The following is a 15,899-nucleotide window of genomic DNA, read 5'->3' as shown; positions in this document are numbered from 1 at the left end:
TCAGGGGGATTACAAAAAAAGGGCTCCTCAGAGGAGCCCTTTTTTTGCTATTTGGTTGTTTTCAAATCCTGCTGGATGCCTTTCAGCCATCCCCAAAAACAGGATTTTCTCAATTAAGCTAACTTAATCCGGCTGCCGGCGACAATTTAGGCAGCCATTTCCCGCCTTGCGGCCATGTCGAAGAGGACCCGTTCCCTGGACTTGTCCAGACCAAGGGCCTTGCGCCTCTTGTCGATGTGGGCCAGCATCTTCTTGGCCATCTCATACGGATCGGCAGCAAAGTCCCATGTCCCCAGTCCCTGGTCTTCCAGGCCGCTGAACAGAAGATCCTTGAACTTGGTATTGTCTGTAATCGGGAAGGTTGCGCCGAAAATGGTGTATACTCCGGAAGCCACAAAATAGTGCCCGATGCTGATGGCCTTCTCGCTCATCCACTCCGGAGCTGCACCGGCCGCCGGCAGGTCGGCGATGCTCTCGCCCAGCCCGCCTTCCTTGACCACTTCCGAGGTGGCGATCAGAATCCGGCTGTTGTCCACGCAGGATCCCAGCCCCAAAACCGGGGGACAGCCCACGGTTTCGCAGACTTCCTTCAGGCCGTCACCGGCCAGATGAGCGGCTTCCGGGGTGAGCAGCCCGGCCTTGGCCAGGGAGATCTGGGAGCAGCCTGTCTGCAGGACCAGGACGTCGTTCTTGATCAGCTCCTTGACCAGCTCAACGTGCACCCAGTCGTGCTTGACCCTGGGGTTGCAGCAGCCGACGACACCGGCGATGCCCCGGATGCGGCCGTTAATGATGTTGTCGTTCAGCGGCTTGTAAGAAGCCCGGAAGCTGCCGCCCAGCATGTACTGGATATACTCGTGGGAAAAGCCGTGAATGCCGGGATTGGAGATATTGGGGATCTCAACCTGGGCTGTCCGGTTCTTGTACCGGGCAATGGCCTTGACCACCACTTCGTCAGTGCATTCCCGGGGCTTGTCTTCCACCAGCTCAATGTGCTCCGCCCCTTCTATGTGGCAACGGGGGTTGGTGGTGAACAGATAGGAGTTGTAGCACTTGGCCACAGAGGACAGCCCCTGCTTGATGCACTGAACGTCCACAGCCATGGCGTCTACAGCGCCGGTGACCAGGATTGCCTCTGTGGACATGAAGTTTCCGGCATGGGGCACCCCGTGCCTGGACAGGACCTCAGCCCCGGAGCAGCACATCCCGACCAGGTTTATGCCTTTCGCTCCGGCTTCCTTCGCAGCTTCAATCAAAGCAGGGTCATTGACCGAGGCCAGCATGGACTCGAACATGTTCGGCTCGTGCCCATGCACGATCACGTTTACATAGTCTTCTTTCAGGCAGCCCATGTTCACGTCGGCCTGGACCGGGGTGGGAGTCCCGAACAGGATGTCCGAAATCTCGGTGGCCACCATGGATCCGCCCCAGCCGTCGGAGAGAGCGGTCCGGCTGCACTGCTTGACGATGTTTTCATAGTGCTGATCCACACCGATATGGGTCCGGTGCATGATTTCCATGATCTCCCGCATGGCGCCTCTGGGAACGATGCCCAGCTTGCGCCAGGTCTCCAGGGTCTTTTCCGGGACCCGGGAGACAAAGGGGATTTCCCCTTCCACCTGGGTATAGGTCCGCTCCAGCTCATGGTACAGGTCCATGGCAATGTCTTCCACCGACCTGCCTTCTGTCTCGATGCCCACAGACCGAGCGACCTGCTCCAGCTTTACAGTGTCCTTGATCTTGTAGTCCTTGATCTTGCCGTGAACCACTTCCCTGAACACATCCAGCATGCTCATGCCGTGGTCGGTATGCGCCGAAGCACCGGAGGCCACCATCCGGGCGAAATTTCGGGCCTGAATGGTATCGATTGTTGCCCCGCAGACCCCGACCTTGCTGTACGGATCCTTGGCATTCAGCCGGCACGGCCCCATGGAGCAGTGCTTGCAACAGGCAGAGTCCGCGCCGATTGGGCATGCCTTCATGCTCGCGGCCCGATCAAAAGCAGTCTCCACTCCGTCCCGTTTGGCCTTTTCCAGCATCTGCTCTGTGGCCTTGCAGATGGTCATATCCTTGGGCGTAATGCCTGAGGACTTGGATTCTGCTGCTTTTTTGTCCTTCTTTTCCACCGCAGCTTTCTTTTCCTTCTTTTCCATATGATCCTCCCTGTCATGGACGATTGAAGACTCTTCAGAAGGAAGGTGACGCCCAACCTGTCTAAAGCAGACCTGCTAATCTACTGATTTTTCTTAAAATTCGTGTTATTGTACGTGGAATGCACCTTTTTGTCAAGAAGAGAAAAACAAAATCTTTGAGGGTGTTAGCAACAAACAGGTGTTTTAACGCCTAACAGGTGTTCGCCGTCATGCCTTGACCGCACAAGCCGCCCCGGCCGGCTGCGGGCCTCGCGGTCTATTCCTCCTTCAAGGCCCTGGTCATGAGTTCCCGAACCGCGCTTCTGGGGTCTTTGTTAGCATAAAGCATACCATACACCTGGTCAGTGATCGGAAGCTCCACCCGGTTTTTGCGACCCAGCTCGTGCACCGCCTGGGTGGTTTTCACCCCCTCGGCCACAGCCTGCATGCTCTGGACTATGGAATCCAGACTTTCCCCTTGGCCGATGCGCAGCCCGACCTGCCGGTTCCGGCTCAAATCCCCGGTGCAGGTCAAAACCAGATCCCCCATCCCGGAAAGCCCCATGAAGGTCTGGGGCCTGGCCCCCAGGGCGACCCCCAGTCTGGACATCTCGGCCAAGCCTCTGGTGATCAAGGCCGCACGGGCATCGGTCCCGAACTCCAGACCGTCAGAAATACCGGTGGCAATGGCCATGACGTTTTTTAAGGCACCGCCAAGCTCTACCCCCCGATAGTCCTGGCTCAGATAGACCCGGAAATACTCTGTGGACAGCGCCTCCTGCAACCGCCCTCCCAGCTCCCTGTCCTCACAGCCCAGAGTCACGGCCGTGGGCAGCTGCTGGCTCACCTCCCGGGCAAAGGAAGGGCCGGAGAGAACCGCAAAGCTGGGCTGGAGGTGAGCCAGCTCCTGCCTGATCACTTCCGACATCGGGTGCAGGGATTCGATCTCAATCCCCTTGCTGCAGCAAACGATGACCGGGTTTAAGGGCAAGTACTCGCGCATCTGGCCCAAAACCCGGCGCAGAAACTGGCAGGGCACGGCCATGAGGATACAGCCGGCACCTTCCAAGGCCTCCTGCAGACTGGAGGTTGCGGTCAAGGCATCCGGGAGGGTGACCCCGGGCAGAAACCACTGATTCTCCCCGGTCTTCCGGATAATTGCGCTCAGCTCCTCTTCCCTGACCCACAGTGAGGTCGACATTCCTTTGCTCGCCAACAACCCGGCCAGGGTCGTGCCCCAGGAACCAGCTCCAACCACTGTTATCTTCATCGTTCACCCATACATGATACTACAAGTCCAGTCCATCAATCAGCATTTATTTTCTTGTTTTCAGATACCGGTAAGCGCCGGCGAGGTCAAGAATACGCTTTCATTGCCTTGCATAGGACAGCGGAAAAAGGTACAAACTGATCCAAGCGCTGCAAGCGGATATGCAGCTCGACCGGGACCCAGGACTTTTCAGGGATAAAGGCAGTTGGTTGTTATGCATTCCCAAACCGCGGCATCATTCGGGACCAGGGAGCAGGAGATCCTGCGCGAAGTGCAGGGAACACTGCCTGATTCCCCGGCTCCCTTTGCGAGCATCGCCCGGAAGCTGGACATCTCCGAGGAACAGGTCCTGGACCTGCTTCGGGAGCTCAAAGATCGGGGCGTCATCCGCAGGTTCGGGGCCACCCTTCGGCACCAGGAGGCTGGATACGACTGCAATGTGATGGTCGCCTGGCATGTCCCTTCTTCCAGGGACATGGAAGAGGTGAGCCGGATCATGTGCGCCCGGTCGGAGATCACCCACGTCTATCAGCGCCGGACCAGCCCTGAATGGCCCTTTGACCTGTACACCATGGTCCACGGCCGGAGTGAGGCCGACTGCCGGGAGGTGGTCAGAGAGCTTCAGGACCAGACCGGCCTGGAGCAGTGCGAGCTCCTGTTCAGCCACCAGGAGCTGAAAAAAACCTCCATGCAGTATTTTTAGCCCCCATGCCTGCGACGCCGCAGGCCCCACTAGCGTGAACAGCGATTTCGAGCCCTTCGCTTTTCCCAGGAACCTAAAAACGCATCATTTGCTCTAAGGAGATCTTCGGGCATGAATACCTCAGCAGAGCTCTTCTCCAAAGCCCAAAAACTCATTCCCGGCGGAGTGAACAGCCCGGTCCGGGCCTGCCGAAGCGTACACGCCGATCCCCTTTTCATTCGTCAAGGCAAGGGGAGTCACATATATTCCGAAGACGGCCAGGAATTCATCGATTATGTCATGTCCTGGGGGCCGCTTCTTTTGGGCCACTGCCGGGAAGAAGTTGTACAAGCCGCCCACAAGGCCGTTGACTTGGGTGCCAGCTTCGGTGCCCCATGCAGGGACGAGATATCCCTGGCCCAGCTGATTGTCGACGCCCTGCCCGGCGTGGACATGGTCCGGCTGGTCAACTCGGGCACAGAAGCGACCATGACCGCTCTGCGCCTGGCTCGGGCCGCAACCGGACGAAGTAAGGTACTGAAGTTCGTCGGCTGCTATCACGGTCACGTGGACAGCCTACTGGCCCAGGCCGGATCCGGCCTGGCCACCCTGTCCCTCCCTGGAACCCCTGGAGTGCCGGAACACACGGTTCAAGACACCCTGCTCGCCCCGTACAATGACCTGCAGGCGGTCCAGGACATCTTCGCCCGGCACGGATCCGATATATGCGCCGTTATCGTCGAACCTGTTGCCGGCAACATGGGCTGCGTCCCTCCGGATGCCGACTTTTTGCCCGGACTGCGCCGGATCACCCAGGAGCATGGAAGCCTCCTCATTTTTGACGAAGTCATCTCCGGCTTCCGTGTGGACTACGGCGGGGCCCAGACCAAGTACGGGGTCACTCCCGACCTGACCTGTCTGGGAAAGATCATCGGCGGCGGCTTTCCGGTGGGGGCTTTTGGCGGGAAAAAGGAGGTCATGGAGCACCTGGCGCCCTGCGGCGATACCTATCAGGCCGGAACCCTGGCCGGAAATCCCGTGGCCATGGCTGCCGGAACAGCCACCCTGTCCCTGCTTAGGCAAAGCGATTACAATTCCCTGGCAGACTGGACCCAAAGGCTGGCCGAAGAGCTTGCCGGGATCTTGACCTCGAAAGGGGTCCCCATCTCGGTCAACTGTGTGGGCTCCATCTTTACCCTCTTTTTCACCTCCACGCCGGTCAAGGACTTCGAAACTGCCAAAACCGTGGATACCGAGTCCTTCGCCCACTTTTACCGGCATATGCGCTCCCAGGGAATCTACCTCGCTCCGTCCAGCTTTGAGTGCACCTTTACCTCTTTTGCCCATACCGAACAGGATTTTGAACAGACCCTGGAAGCAGCCAGAAAGGTCAGCTTCCCCAACCTCTAACAGCGGTCCGCGGAGGACACGAATGCCCAAGCCCTTTTTCGTCAGCCTGTTCTCTTTTTGTCTCGGCCTGTGCCTTTTTTCCTTCCATCTCCAGGCCGCCTCTTTTGAACTGCCGGGCGAAATCATTATGGACCGGGCCGAAGGGCATGTGGACAATCCAATCTACACCCCGGTCCGCATGCCCCACAACTCCCACATCTCACTGGGATGCGAATCCTGCCACCACACGTGGGAGGACAAGTCCTCCGCCCCGCAGGCATGCACCTCATCCGGCTGCCATGACGTCCTCGGGGCAACCGGCCCGCAGATGCAGGAGGTCGACTCAGCCTTCAATGCCTATCATAACCGGGAAAGCAGCCGAAGCTGCATGGGATGCCATATCCAAAGGGAGCAGGCAGATGAGCCCTGCGGACCCGCCGCAAGCTGTACAGATTGTCACTCAAACCCCAAGCAATAAGACGAAGCCTTATGTCTACTTCTTCCCAGACCAAGGATCATTGGGACCAGGAGATCATAGACCTCACCGAGGTCGTGGAAGAGCCCGGACCTGAATCGCCCGCAGAGTCCCCGGAGGATCACAGCTCCAGCTGGCGAAACGGGCGGGAACAAGCCGGGGCGAGAGCCCAAGAGTCCGGATATAATCAAGATCCCGATGCTGAGGAAGATTTCGACTTTTCCGCTTTCATGTCTGGTCCGGGCCCGCACGATGAGCACACCGGGCACGACCCTGCCCCGGGCTCGCGTCCCGAATCCGGGCACCCCTCCTCAGCCGGCGGGCTTGACGATTTTGAGGACATAGAGGACTTGTTCCAAGAGCTGGAATTGGGGTTTTCTCCTGATCAGGCCGGGGCGCAAGGCTTAGAGGAATCCGGGACCCGGTCCCCTGAAGCCAAGGCTCTGCATGCCCTGGAGTCCAGGATCCAGCGGCTGGAAGAAGCTGTTCATTCCGGGAGCAGAGAATCGTGGAAGGACATTGAAAACCGGATCATGAGCCGCCTGGACGAGCTGGTCCAGGACCGGATGGACAAGGCCAGAGAGGCCCTGCTCCAGGAGATCCAATCCGCCCCCCACAAACAGGGTTCGGATTCCAATCAAGGCTCAGACCTGCGGGAACTGGCCCAAAAAGTTGAAGAGCTGAACAACTTCGCTGTGGGCCCGGAAACGGTCAGCGCCCTGAAAAACGAACTATGGACCGAGCTCAGCCATCGGATTGAAGAGACCGTGCCCCAGGCCGCAGCAAAGGTCATACGCGAAGAAATGCAGGCCTTGATGAACGAAGAGCAGGCTGCCTCCTCTGAACAGCCCGAGGAATAGGCGGGCCGGGGCAGCACCCATGCTGCAAGCAGAGCGCAAAAAAGGGGAGGTGCTTTCCGGTTTCTCCCCATTCCCGTCCGGAGCCTTTGTCTCATGGTGGGTCAAGGCCATTTCCCCTCCGGACGGGTTTTTTCCTCAACCGCCATTGGCTCGGATGCCCTGAACGCCGGGTCCTTTTAGATTCAGACAGGTTTTATATGGACAGCAAGCTGCAAAAAAACGCATTGCAAGTGACCAAAGAGATCATTGTCAAATTCATTGAGGTCGGGCGCATTTCCCCCAACAACTTTGAACAATTCTTCGCCCCGATTTACCAGGAAGTCCTGCGGACCATCACCTCTTCATCAGCCCCGGCCTCAGACCATGATTCCCCGGCAGAGCCTTGATCCTTCCCTCCAAACCCAGACCGGCAAGGCCGTGGGGGATATGTTCGGCCGTATTGCTCCGGTCTATGATCTGCTCAACAGGTGCCTGAGCCTGGGTCTGGACATCTCCTGGCGCAAGGCCCTGGTCCAGGCCGCAGCCCCTCCGTCCGGCGGGCGGGTTCTGGACCTGGCCGCCGGGACCCTGGACGTTGCCGCCATGCTGCAGGCCTCCCGCCCCCGGCTAAGCGTCCTGGCCGCGGACATCTCCCTGCCCATGCTCATGCGCGGCAGATCCAAAAACAGACAGGGGAAAATCTTGCCCCTGGGCGCCGACGCCCGGCGTCTGCCCCTTCCCGACGCCAGCGTGGACCGGGTGACCATCGCCTTTGGCCTGCGCAATATCCGGCCCAGGGAAAACGCGTATGCCGAGATCCAAAGGGTGCTCACCCCTGGGGGCAGGCTCTGTATTTTGGAGTTTGGATCAGGGGGACAGCGCATACTGGGCGGGCTGTACAACCTCTATCTCACCCGCTTCCTGCCGGCCCTGGGCCGGCTCATCTCCCGGGACAGACAGGCGTACACCTATCTGGCCCGGACCATCTGCGAGTTTCCCACCGCCCCGGCCCTGGAAGCTGAGATGCGCACAGCCGGTTTCTCCTGGGTGACCGGACTCCCTCTGAGCTCCGGCATCGTCTGGCTGCATACAGCGGGCGTCTGATCCAGCGCACATCTCTGCCCGGTCTGCTGCCCGAATAAGCAGCCCGCTTGCCGTGGCCGCGCTGTTCTCCTCTTATGCCCAAAACCGGCCCAGATAGACCAAAGCCAGCCCGGCCACAAGAGCCGCCACTCCCATCAGCCGGAGAACAAAAGGAGGCTGGTTGAGAAGGGACTGCAGGACAGAGGGCATCCGTTCGGCAAAAAGAAAATACGGCAGGCCCTCCAGGATAAACGCCAGCCCCAGGGCAGTGAGCAAGAAGTGCACATCAAAAGACATGGTGCAGGATCAGACCTTGTTTATTCGTGGTGGTTAAGGCATCGGGCATACCTGAGTTTCCAGATGCTGCCGCATTGCCTGTAACATTGTGAAGTTTGCCGGATGGTTTGGATGCATCACGCCTAAGGCTACAGCGACGTTTTGCTGTAACTCATTGATTTCTTGTTTATCGCTTTTTCTGCGTGGGAACTCTTTTGCACGCTCCGGCGTCCAGAAAGAGTCCGCGGGAGCGGTCAGGAAGGCCCCCACGCAGAGCATGGGAGCTAGCGGAATCAGGTCATTGCATCCCCGGACCCAAACTGTGCAGAGGGCAGGACCGCGGCTTTGCCCCGGAGGACAGATCCTGCCAGGGTCATCCCCGAGCCCCGTGCACCAAGGACCAGACCTGCACCCCGAGCCAATCCACAACCAAGGCTGGGGTGGTCTGCAGATTCAGGGCCTGATGGGCCTTATCCAGGACACGGTCGACCCTGGACAGCCCCTCGGCATCCAGGTTCTGGGCCAGAAAAACGGACATCTCCCCGGAATTTTCGCCCTGCATCGCCGACAGCAGCCTGCGCTGGCAGGCGGTGACCACTTCATGAGCCAGATTCCTGGTGACCTCCCCCTTTTTGGACGTCAGCTCAAAAAGCCCCCGGCCGGTGCGCCAGAATTGGATCAGGCGCTGTTCCCAGGCCTGAAGATGCTCCTGCGAACCACCCTCCCCCGCGGACCAGCTCAGGGTCAGAACCAGACTTCTGGAGACCAGGGTGGGCAAAAGCCATGACCGGAGAGGGGCCAGGAGGACAAAGACATTCCCGGGCTGAGGCTCTTCCATGGCCTTGAGCAGGCTGTTGGCCGCCGAGGGGGTCATCTCCTGGGCCTCATGGATAACGATAACCCGCATGGCCCCATGATCCGGAGGCTGGCCCATGATGGTCCGCACCTCCCGGACCTGCCCTATTTTGATCGCCTCTTCAGTCCCGGTGAACACATGCAGATCGCGAAAACCCCGGCCCTGGATCAGGCGGCAGACCGAGCAGGTCAGGCATGGCGGGGCATGGTCCGGACAATTGAGCAAGGCGGCCCAATACAGACCCAACCCCAGCCGTTCCTCCGCGCAGCCTCCTTCCAGGAGGAGGACCTGGGGGGGCTGACCGACCAGCTTGTGGAGCAGGGAGACGACCCTGTCCTGCCCCTCTGGCCTGGACAGACCGGCAGGCAGCTTTTCGGACTGGACATCCTTGGGTGCAGATTTTCGGGCCATTGTGCGTCCTCATCCCTTGGCCGCGCCGTCCGGGACACTTCCCCAGCCATCGGTGAAAGCCGTCCAGCTCCCCTCCGGCATGCGCAGAACCATTCACGTAATGAAGGGCAAAAGACGGGTTGCCTTTTGCCCCCTGCATATGGGCGGGGACGCTCATCCCCGCTCCTCTCCTGCTCCCTGCAGCGGCCTCACCGGACCAGGGTCTGCTCCCGATCCGGACCCACGGAAATGATGCCCACCTTCACCCCCAGTTCCTGCTCAATGCACCGGATATATTCCTGGGCGGCGGCCGGCAGAGCGGCAAAGGAACGGATCTCGGAGATATCCTCTTCCCAGCCGGGCAGGGTCTCGTAAACAGGATCCACCTGGCTGAGCCCATTTTCCATCTGGGGCGGGAAGGCCAGACGTCCCTCTGTTGATTCATAGCCGGTGCAGACCCGGATTTGGGGCAGGCCGCTGAGCACGTCCAGCTTGGTCAGGGCGATCTCCTGCGGGGCGTTCAGCCGGCAGGACTCGCGCAGCACAACCAGATCCAGCCATCCGCACCTGCGGGCCCGGCCGGTAGTGGCTCCGAACTCCGCCCCCTGGGTCTGCAAATGTCTGCCGGTCTCGTCGTCCAGCTCTGTGGGAAAAGGTCCCGCTCCCACCCGGGTGGTATAGGCCTTGACCACGGCCACCACCTTGTGCAGGGCGGACGGTCCGCACCCGCTTCCTGCCGAAGCGTTTCCAGCCAGGGTGTTGGACGACGTAACGTAGGGGTAGGTTCCGTGATCGATATCCAGATGGGTTCCTTGCGCCCCTTCGAACAGCACCGGCTTGCCGGCGTGGTGGACGGAGGCAATCTCTGCCGATATATCGGCCAGATAGGGCTTGAGCCGTTCAGTCCACGGCTGTATGGCCTCCCACATGTCCTTGACCTTGACCGGGGGCTGATCAAAGTAATGCTGGAAAAGGACGTTCTTTTCCTCCACAGCCTTCTCCATCTTGGCCAGCATGAGCTGCGGCTTGAGCACATCCGCCGCCCGGATCCCTGTTCGGGCCACCTTGTCTTCATAGGCCGGGCCGATTCCCCGACCGGTGGTCCCTATCTTGTCCGGCCCCTTCTTCTTCTCCTCCCTGGCCGAATCCAGAAGCTTGTGGTACGGCATTATCAAATGCGTCTTCCGGCTGATCTTCAGGCTGGAAGGCCCAACCTGAACCCCCAAGCTGTTCAGACCATCCAGCTCCCGGCAAAAGACCTCCGGATCCAAGACCACACCGTTGCCGATGAGACACAGCTTGTCCGGATGCAAGATGCCGGATGGGATCAGGTGCAGGACCACCTTGTGTCCCTTGACCACAAGAGTGTGTCCGGCATTGTTCCCGCCTTGAAAACGAACAATGACCTCCACCTTCTCAGTGAGCAGATCCACGATCTTGCCTTTTCCCTCATCTCCCCACTGTGCGCCAACAACCACCACGTTCTCGGCCATGAATTTCTCCTTCGTTCTCAGCTGTGCCCCGAATATCGCAATGCGGGCAAGAAGTATTGCCCTCTATGCACGCGCCGCTGCTGGACGAAAGCAGCGCGGACAGGATATTTCCATTTGCCGATCCAGCCTGTCCATGCCCCAGGCGCATACAAAAGGAGACGGAAAAAGCTGTTCTCCTCCCCCTCTGTCCAAGCCGGCAGTCATGAGTTCCTCCGAGGATGAAACTGGATCACCTTTCCTCGTTCAGAACCTGAGGGCTGCTCCTCGTTCTCCTGGAAGGGCTGTTCGACCTGCTCCGGAGCCGCTTCCCCACCATCCGGGCCTGCCTGCTTTTGAGCGGCCCACAGGTCGTTGAACAGCTGATTCTTCCACCGCACGGTCTGGATCAGCCCGAAGATAATGCAGGCCTCCTCCCAGCTGAGGGTTGGTTCGAACTGTTTGACCCGGCTGTGATATGTATCCCACAAAGCCATCAGCGAAGCCTCGTCCATTGAGACCAGCTGCCTGGCGATTTTTTGCAGCATGGCTTCCAAATTCGCGCCCTCCTTTATTTCAGATCTGCCTGTCCCCGCGTATTCATTCAGGGGGCCTTCCCCAACGGGCTCAGCCCCGCGAAAGCTTCAGGCATGCAGGCTGGAGACAAACCCTGTGCGGAAATTCGCTCAAACCATCATAGCCTGCAAAATTGCCACTGTTCAAGGGTTGTGCTAGAGGTTTTTTCTTGCCGTTACGATTTGGCCCGACTTTTGTCCATTGCCAACCAGCAAGGGAGGTTGCAGATATGACCGACATCAAGACCATGTATCATTCCCTGCAGGACGATCCGTTCCCCCGGGAGCTGCATCTGACCATCGGGGACCGGGAACTGGTCTTAAAGAAAAGAACCTGGACCATCTCCGGCGAGGAAAAGGGCCTGCGCTATGGAGAAAACCCGGATCAGCCCGCAGCCCTGTATGAGCTGGATCAGGGCACTCTTGAGCTGGGCGGGGTCAGCTTTCGCTCCCCCGGGCAGGGCCTTGTCTCCTCCCTGATGTCCGAGCAGATGATCCAGTCCGGCAAGCATCCTGGAAAGATCAACCTGACGGATGTGGACAATGGGATCAACATCTTACAGTACTTAAGCGCCAAGCCGGCGGCAGTGATCCTCAAGCACAACAACCCCTGCGGCGCGGCCTGGTCCGATCAGGGGATCCAGGAAGCGGTCTCCAAGGCCTACTGGTCTGACCGGATCGCCGCCTTCGGAGGAACCGTGGTGGTCAACATGCCCTTGAACCAGGAAAGCGCGGAATTCATCAACGACCCCTATTTCGAGGTTGTTGCCGCTCCGGACTTTGAGCCTGGAGTCGTGGACATCCTCAAGAAGCGGAAGAATCTCCGCATCCTGCAGATCCCCGGTCTGGCCCAGCTGAAGACCCTGCTGAACACCCCTTTCCTGGACATCAAATCCCTGGTGGACGGTGGAATCATAACCCAATTCTCATTCCGCAATCGCATTCTGTCCACCGGAGACTGGATACCGGCCCAGACCGAGACCAAGGACGGCACCGTCCTCATGGCCCGCCAACCCACGGCAGCGGAAAGCGACGACCTCCTTTTCGCCTGGGCGGTGGAAGCCGGCGTTACATCCAACTCGGTCATCTTCGCCAAGAACGGGGCGACTGTGGCTATCGGCACCGGGGAACAGGACCGGGTGGGGTGCGTTGATCTGACCATCTACAAGGCCAGAACCAAGTATGCGGATGTCCTGGCCTTCAAGGAAACCGGACTGTCCATCTATCAGTTGCGTCAAAAGGCCAAGTCCGAGGCGGCGGCCGCGGAGCAGCTGCAGGCCATCGAAGCCAGGACGGAGTCGGAGAAATATGGGCTGCGGGATTCGGTCCTGGTCTCCGACGGATTCTTTCCCTTCCGGGACGGAGTGGATCTGGCCATCGACCACGGGGTGACCGCAGTCGCCCAGCCCGGCGGCTCCTTGAACGACGCCGAGGTCATTACAGCCGTGAATCAGGCCGATCCCCAGGTGGCCATGGTCTTCACCGGCCAACGCTCCTTCAAGCATTAATCATCGCCATGCCCAGAGCAATCTGAGCACAACACTCCGGCCAGGGGCCGTGGTATAACCGCCAAGGCCAGTACATGAGTTCGATTTCCAGCCCAGTCTCAGCCCACTGCGTGATTGAATACCTGCAGGACAACCAGCCCGTGCTGGGCTGTGTCCTGGAGGAAAGCGGCAAGCACGTGCGGATCATCAATGTCAACAAAAGGGTCATGAAGCTCTCCCTGTCCCGGATACTGCCCTGGACCGGACCCAAGCTGCCCATAGGCAGCTCACGACAGGACGTCCTGGACGTTCTGGAGACCAGGCACAAAAAACGCCTTGAGCACCAGGATGCTATCGATGCCGTCGAGCTCTGGGAGCTCACCCACCCGGAGGTGGAGGCGGAAAGCGCGGAGTGGCTCGCCGGACTGATCTGGCCGGAGCCTAATCCGGATCAGATTGCGGCCCTGGGCCGGACCCTCTTGCAACACAAGGCCTATTTCAAGTTCCAGCCTCCCAAATTCCTGGTCTACGATCCGGCCAAGGTGGACGCCAACCTGGCGGCAATGGAGGCCAACCGCCGCCGGCAAATGCTGGTCACCCAGGGGCAGGAGTTTCTCAAGGCCCTGTGGAAACACCACACCTCCAAGCAGGCGCCCAAGCCCCCGGAGCCCGACCCCGAAGTCGCCGCAGAGCTCAAGCAGCTGCTTCTGCGCAGCATGTCCGACCCGGAGCACAAGGAGATGGGAGGACTGTGGACCGAAGTCCGCCGCGGCCTCCCGGAACACGAGCATCTGCCCCTGCTTCTGGCTCAGGCCTGGGGCCTGGTTCCGGCCCATTATAATGTTCTTTTGGATCAGATCGGCTATGCCTGGGGAGATGCCTGGAGCGCAAATCACCGAAAGGAGATAGCCCGCCAGCAGGAGCTCTGGGAAAGCCTGCGGCGCCCTGCGGAAGACCTCCCTTTGATCAGCATCGATTCCGCCAGCACACTGGACATGGACGACGCCTTCTGGGTGGAAAAGGATTGCCAGGGCCGGTACCGTCTGACCCTGGCCCTGGCCTGGCCTGGTCTGACCTGGGACTTTGGATCTGAGCTGGACATGGAAGTGGCCCAGCGTATGAGCAGCCTGTACCTCCCGGAGGGCACCTCCCACCTCCTGCCCGAGGCCCTTGGCATCTCTCTGTACAGCCTGGAGGCGGACAAGAGCACCTCGGCCTTCGTGATCCAGATGACCCTGGATTCCACGGGGGGACTTCTGGACACGGAGCTGCACTGCACCTGGGTCCGGCCCAGGGCAAACCTGACCTACGACCAGGCCGAAGCCCTGCTTGATTCTGACCCGGAGGCCCACAACCTGGACCAAGCTTGGGCTCTGGCCGAGAGTCTCCGCGCGCGGCGCATCGAGCAGGGAGCTGTCATCCTGGACCAGTCCGATCCCATTCTGCGGGTGACATCCGAGGACAATGGCCCGGAGGTCCACCTGGCCCCTCCGGCCTCTACCCCCAGGGCCCAGCTCATCGTCAGCGAGTTCATGATTCAGGTCAATACGGCTCTGGCCCATTGGGCCCAGGAGCAGCACATCCCCCTGCTCCACAGGACCCAGGACATCCGACTGCCCAAGAACCTGGCCGGAGTATGGGATGATCCGGTGGATATCTACCAGGCCATGCGGGGCATGAGCAGCTCCAAGCTGGAAATCCAGCCCCAGCCCCATGCCAGCCTCGGGGTCCGGGCCTATGCCCCTGTCTCCTCCGCGCTGCGCAGATACCCGGACCTGATGAACCTGAGTCAACTGGCGGCCTATCTCTTTGATGGACGTCCCCTGTGGACCCAGGAGGAACTCAACGCCGTCCTCCCGGGGCTGAATGCCAGGGCCAAGGCCGTGGGCAAGGTTCAGCGCTACCGGACTAGGTACTGGAAGTTGCTTTATTTCCAAAGGTGGTGTAAGGAGTGGACGTGGTTAGGGATAGTTGTGGCTGAAGAGGGGCAGCATGTAGTGGTCTGCCTTCCTCGGGAGCAGCTTTTCCTTCGCGGCTCGAAACAGCTCTTCGGGGACAAGATCATCCCTGGAACGCGCTATCAGCTTGAATTGGGCAAAATCGATCCCCTCAACAACGACATCAAAATCATCAAGGCGAGGGAGGAAGAATGAACATCGTGATCGCAGGATTGGGCTGGCTCCTTGTGGTCTATCTTATAGGCTCCATCCCCTTTGGCCTGCTGGTTTCCAGACTGGCCAACGGGATAGACCCCAGGCTGACCGGCAGCAAAAGCACCGGGGCCACCAATGTGGCCCGCACATGCGGAACAGGCTACGGAATCCTGACCTTTGTCCTTGACGCGGCCAAAGGGTTGATCCCCATGCTCCTGGCCATGGGCATCAACAATTCAGCGGCCCTTTTGACCCTCACCGGCGTCGCCGTCCTTTTGGGCCACCTGTACTCCGTCTTTCTCAACGGCCGCGGGGGGAAAGGCGTGGCCACGACGATCGGCGTCTTCCTGGCCCTGACCCCAACCCCCCTGTTCTGGGCCGTTGTGGTCTGCCTTGCGCTCATCTGGGCCACTGGTTTCGTCTCCATCGGCTCCCTGGCACTGGTCACCGTTCTGCCGCTGTTTATCCTTCTGGCCGGCTCCTTTTCCTATCTCATCCTCAGTCTTCTGGTCCTGTTTTTGGTGTATGCCAAACACAGGGACAACATCCTGCGGGTGGCCCGGGGAGAGGAAAACCCCTGGCAGCGGAAGGATTACGCAGTCACCTGCTAAAGGGAGCACCCTCTTTTCCATTCCCCTCTGTGCACTCGGGGAGAGGACACCCGCGCCGCTTGGCAAGCGGCACCGAGCCTGCACCAGGCCACCCATTGCGCCCTCAGGGTGCATACACCTTCCCAGCTCGGGATGCCCTTACCTGAAGAACTCTTTCCCAGCCTGCCGCTGACGGCTCTCTGCTTTCAGCCGGCAGGCTGGTCTTCCGGCCG

General features: G+C 59.7%; 15 protein-coding genes. 9 read left to right on the top strand and 6 right to left on the bottom strand.

From position 1 onward, the window contains the following. Positions 1–146: 146 nt before the first annotated feature. Complete coding sequence (gene cooS, locus N902_RS0101605; RefSeq protein ID WP_027369502.1) at positions 147–2,153, bottom strand: anaerobic carbon-monoxide dehydrogenase catalytic subunit; 2,007 nt, start codon at positions 2,151–2,153, stop codon at positions 147–149. Between the two features lie 256 nt (positions 2,154–2,409). Continuing rightward, a complete protein-coding gene (locus N902_RS0101600) occupies positions 2,410–3,402 on the bottom strand; it encodes an NAD(P)H-dependent glycerol-3-phosphate dehydrogenase (RefSeq protein WP_027369501.1) in 993 nt (330 codons plus the stop codon). A gap of 214 nt (positions 3,403–3,616) precedes the next feature. Between N902_RS0101600 and ahbB the strand changes: the two genes are divergently transcribed. From ahbB to N902_RS0101565, 6 genes are all read left to right on the top strand, one after another. Beyond that, positions 3,617–4,105, top strand: a complete 489-nt coding sequence (ahbB, locus tag N902_RS0101595; RefSeq protein WP_027369500.1) for a siroheme decarboxylase subunit beta — start codon at positions 3,617–3,619, stop codon at positions 4,103–4,105. Positions 4,106–4,216: 111 nt separating this feature from the next. Next, the gene (hemL, locus tag N902_RS0101590; RefSeq protein WP_027369499.1) at positions 4,217–5,494 is read left to right on the top strand and encodes a glutamate-1-semialdehyde 2,1-aminomutase; all 1,278 of its coding nucleotides are present in this window, start codon (positions 4,217–4,219) and stop codon (positions 5,492–5,494) included. A gap of 22 nt (positions 5,495–5,516) precedes the next feature. Then, the gene (locus tag N902_RS18495; protein ID WP_051564083.1) at positions 5,517–5,951 is read left to right on the top strand and encodes a cytochrome c3 family protein; all 435 of its coding nucleotides are present in this window, start codon (positions 5,517–5,519) and stop codon (positions 5,949–5,951) included. Between the two features lie 11 nt (positions 5,952–5,962). Beyond that, positions 5,963–6,808 carry a hypothetical protein gene (locus tag N902_RS0101580; protein WP_027369498.1) on the top strand — a complete coding sequence of 282 codons (846 nt, stop codon included), beginning with the start codon at positions 5,963–5,965 and terminating at the stop codon, positions 6,806–6,808. A gap of 197 nt (positions 6,809–7,005) precedes the next feature. After that, the gene (locus tag N902_RS0101570) at positions 7,006–7,194 is read left to right on the top strand and encodes a hypothetical protein (RefSeq protein ID WP_027369497.1); all 189 of its coding nucleotides are present in this window, start codon (positions 7,006–7,008) and stop codon (positions 7,192–7,194) included. Further along, positions 7,172–7,891 (top strand): ubiquinone/menaquinone biosynthesis methyltransferase, encoded by a 720-nt coding sequence (locus tag N902_RS0101565; RefSeq protein ID WP_027369496.1) that lies wholly within the window; start codon positions 7,172–7,174, stop codon positions 7,889–7,891. Before N902_RS0101570 ends, N902_RS0101565 begins: the two co-directional genes overlap by 23 nt. Positions 7,892–7,963: 72 nt before the next feature. On the opposite strand, the gene N902_RS0101560 is transcribed toward N902_RS0101565, so the two are convergent. From N902_RS0101560 to N902_RS0101535, 4 genes are all read right to left on the bottom strand, one after another. Beyond that, positions 7,964–8,167, bottom strand: coding sequence for a DUF2065 domain-containing protein (locus N902_RS0101560; RefSeq protein WP_027369495.1), 204 nt, complete (start codon positions 8,165–8,167; stop codon positions 7,964–7,966). Positions 8,168–8,519: 352 nt separating this feature from the next. Continuing rightward, a complete protein-coding gene (locus tag N902_RS0101545) occupies positions 8,520–9,413 on the bottom strand; it encodes a hypothetical protein (RefSeq protein ID WP_027369493.1) in 894 nt (297 codons plus the stop codon). 188 nt (positions 9,414–9,601) lie between these two features. Further along, on the bottom strand, positions 9,602–10,885 hold the full coding sequence (locus N902_RS0101540; RefSeq protein WP_034621238.1) for an adenylosuccinate synthase: 1,284 nt from the start codon (positions 10,883–10,885) through the stop codon (positions 9,602–9,604). Positions 10,886–11,085: 200 nt separating this feature from the next. Further along, positions 11,086–11,409 carry a hypothetical protein gene (locus tag N902_RS0101535; protein ID WP_051564081.1) on the bottom strand — a complete coding sequence of 108 codons (324 nt, stop codon included), beginning with the start codon at positions 11,407–11,409 and terminating at the stop codon, positions 11,086–11,088. A gap of 257 nt (positions 11,410–11,666) precedes the next feature. On the opposite strand from N902_RS0101535, the gene N902_RS0101530 reads away from it, so the two are divergent. From N902_RS0101530 to plsY, 3 genes are all read left to right on the top strand, one after another. Beyond that, positions 11,667–12,944, top strand: a complete 1,278-nt coding sequence (locus N902_RS0101530) for an IMP cyclohydrolase (protein WP_027369490.1) — start codon at positions 11,667–11,669, stop codon at positions 12,942–12,944. Positions 12,945–13,018: 74 nt separating this feature from the next. Next, complete coding sequence (locus tag N902_RS0101525) at positions 13,019–15,076, top strand: ribonuclease catalytic domain-containing protein (protein WP_027369489.1); 2,058 nt, start codon at positions 13,019–13,021, stop codon at positions 15,074–15,076. Then, a complete protein-coding gene (plsY, locus tag N902_RS0101520; RefSeq protein ID WP_034621236.1) occupies positions 15,073–15,687 on the top strand; it encodes a glycerol-3-phosphate 1-O-acyltransferase PlsY in 615 nt (204 codons plus the stop codon). Before N902_RS0101525 ends, plsY begins: the two co-directional genes overlap by 4 nt. The last annotated feature ends 212 nt before the right edge of the window (positions 15,688–15,899 follow it).

This window comes from Desulfovermiculus halophilus DSM 18834 (assembly GCF_000620765.1).
GTDB lineage: Bacteria > Desulfobacterota > Desulfovibrionia > Desulfovibrionales > Desulfothermaceae > Desulfovermiculus > Desulfovermiculus halophilus.
The sequence above is the reverse complement of the archived record's forward strand: the minus strand, read 5'-3'. Positions and strand labels throughout refer to the sequence as shown.

Excerpts from the sequence above, each read along its gene's own strand:
- N902_RS18495 (WP_051564083.1), top strand. The coding sequence starts at position 5,517 with ATGCCCAAGCCCTTTTTCGTCAGCCTGTTCTCTTTTTGTCTCGGCCTG.
- plsY (WP_034621236.1), top strand. The coding sequence starts at position 15,073 with ATGAACATCGTGATCGCAGGATTGGGCTGGCTCCTTGTGGTCTATCTT.
- N902_RS0101530 (WP_027369490.1), top strand. The coding sequence starts at position 11,667 with ATGACCGACATCAAGACCATGTATCATTCCCTGCAGGACGATCCGTTC.
- N902_RS0101525 (WP_027369489.1), top strand. The coding sequence starts at position 13,019 with ATGAGTTCGATTTCCAGCCCAGTCTCAGCCCACTGCGTGATTGAATAC.
- N902_RS0101535 (WP_051564081.1), bottom strand. The coding sequence starts at position 11,409 with ATGCTGCAAAAAATCGCCAGGCAGCTGGTCTCAATGGACGAGGCTTCG.
- N902_RS0101540 (WP_034621238.1), bottom strand. The coding sequence starts at position 10,885 with ATGGCCGAGAACGTGGTGGTTGTTGGCGCACAGTGGGGAGATGAGGGA.
- N902_RS0101580 (WP_027369498.1), top strand. The coding sequence starts at position 5,963 with ATGTCTACTTCTTCCCAGACCAAGGATCATTGGGACCAGGAGATCATA.
- N902_RS0101545 (WP_027369493.1), bottom strand. The coding sequence starts at position 9,413 with ATGGCCCGAAAATCTGCACCCAAGGATGTCCAGTCCGAAAAGCTGCCT.
- ahbB (WP_027369500.1), top strand. The coding sequence starts at position 3,617 with ATGCATTCCCAAACCGCGGCATCATTCGGGACCAGGGAGCAGGAGATC.
- hemL (WP_027369499.1), top strand. The coding sequence starts at position 4,217 with ATGAATACCTCAGCAGAGCTCTTCTCCAAAGCCCAAAAACTCATTCCC.
- N902_RS0101565 (WP_027369496.1), top strand. The coding sequence starts at position 7,172 with ATGATTCCCCGGCAGAGCCTTGATCCTTCCCTCCAAACCCAGACCGGC.
- N902_RS0101600 (WP_027369501.1), bottom strand. The coding sequence starts at position 3,402 with ATGAAGATAACAGTGGTTGGAGCTGGTTCCTGGGGCACGACCCTGGCC.
- cooS (WP_027369502.1), bottom strand. The coding sequence starts at position 2,153 with ATGGAAAAGAAGGAAAAGAAAGCTGCGGTGGAAAAGAAGGACAAAAAA.
- N902_RS0101560 (WP_027369495.1), bottom strand. The coding sequence starts at position 8,167 with ATGTCTTTTGATGTGCACTTCTTGCTCACTGCCCTGGGGCTGGCGTTT.
- N902_RS0101570 (WP_027369497.1), top strand. The coding sequence starts at position 7,006 with ATGGACAGCAAGCTGCAAAAAAACGCATTGCAAGTGACCAAAGAGATC.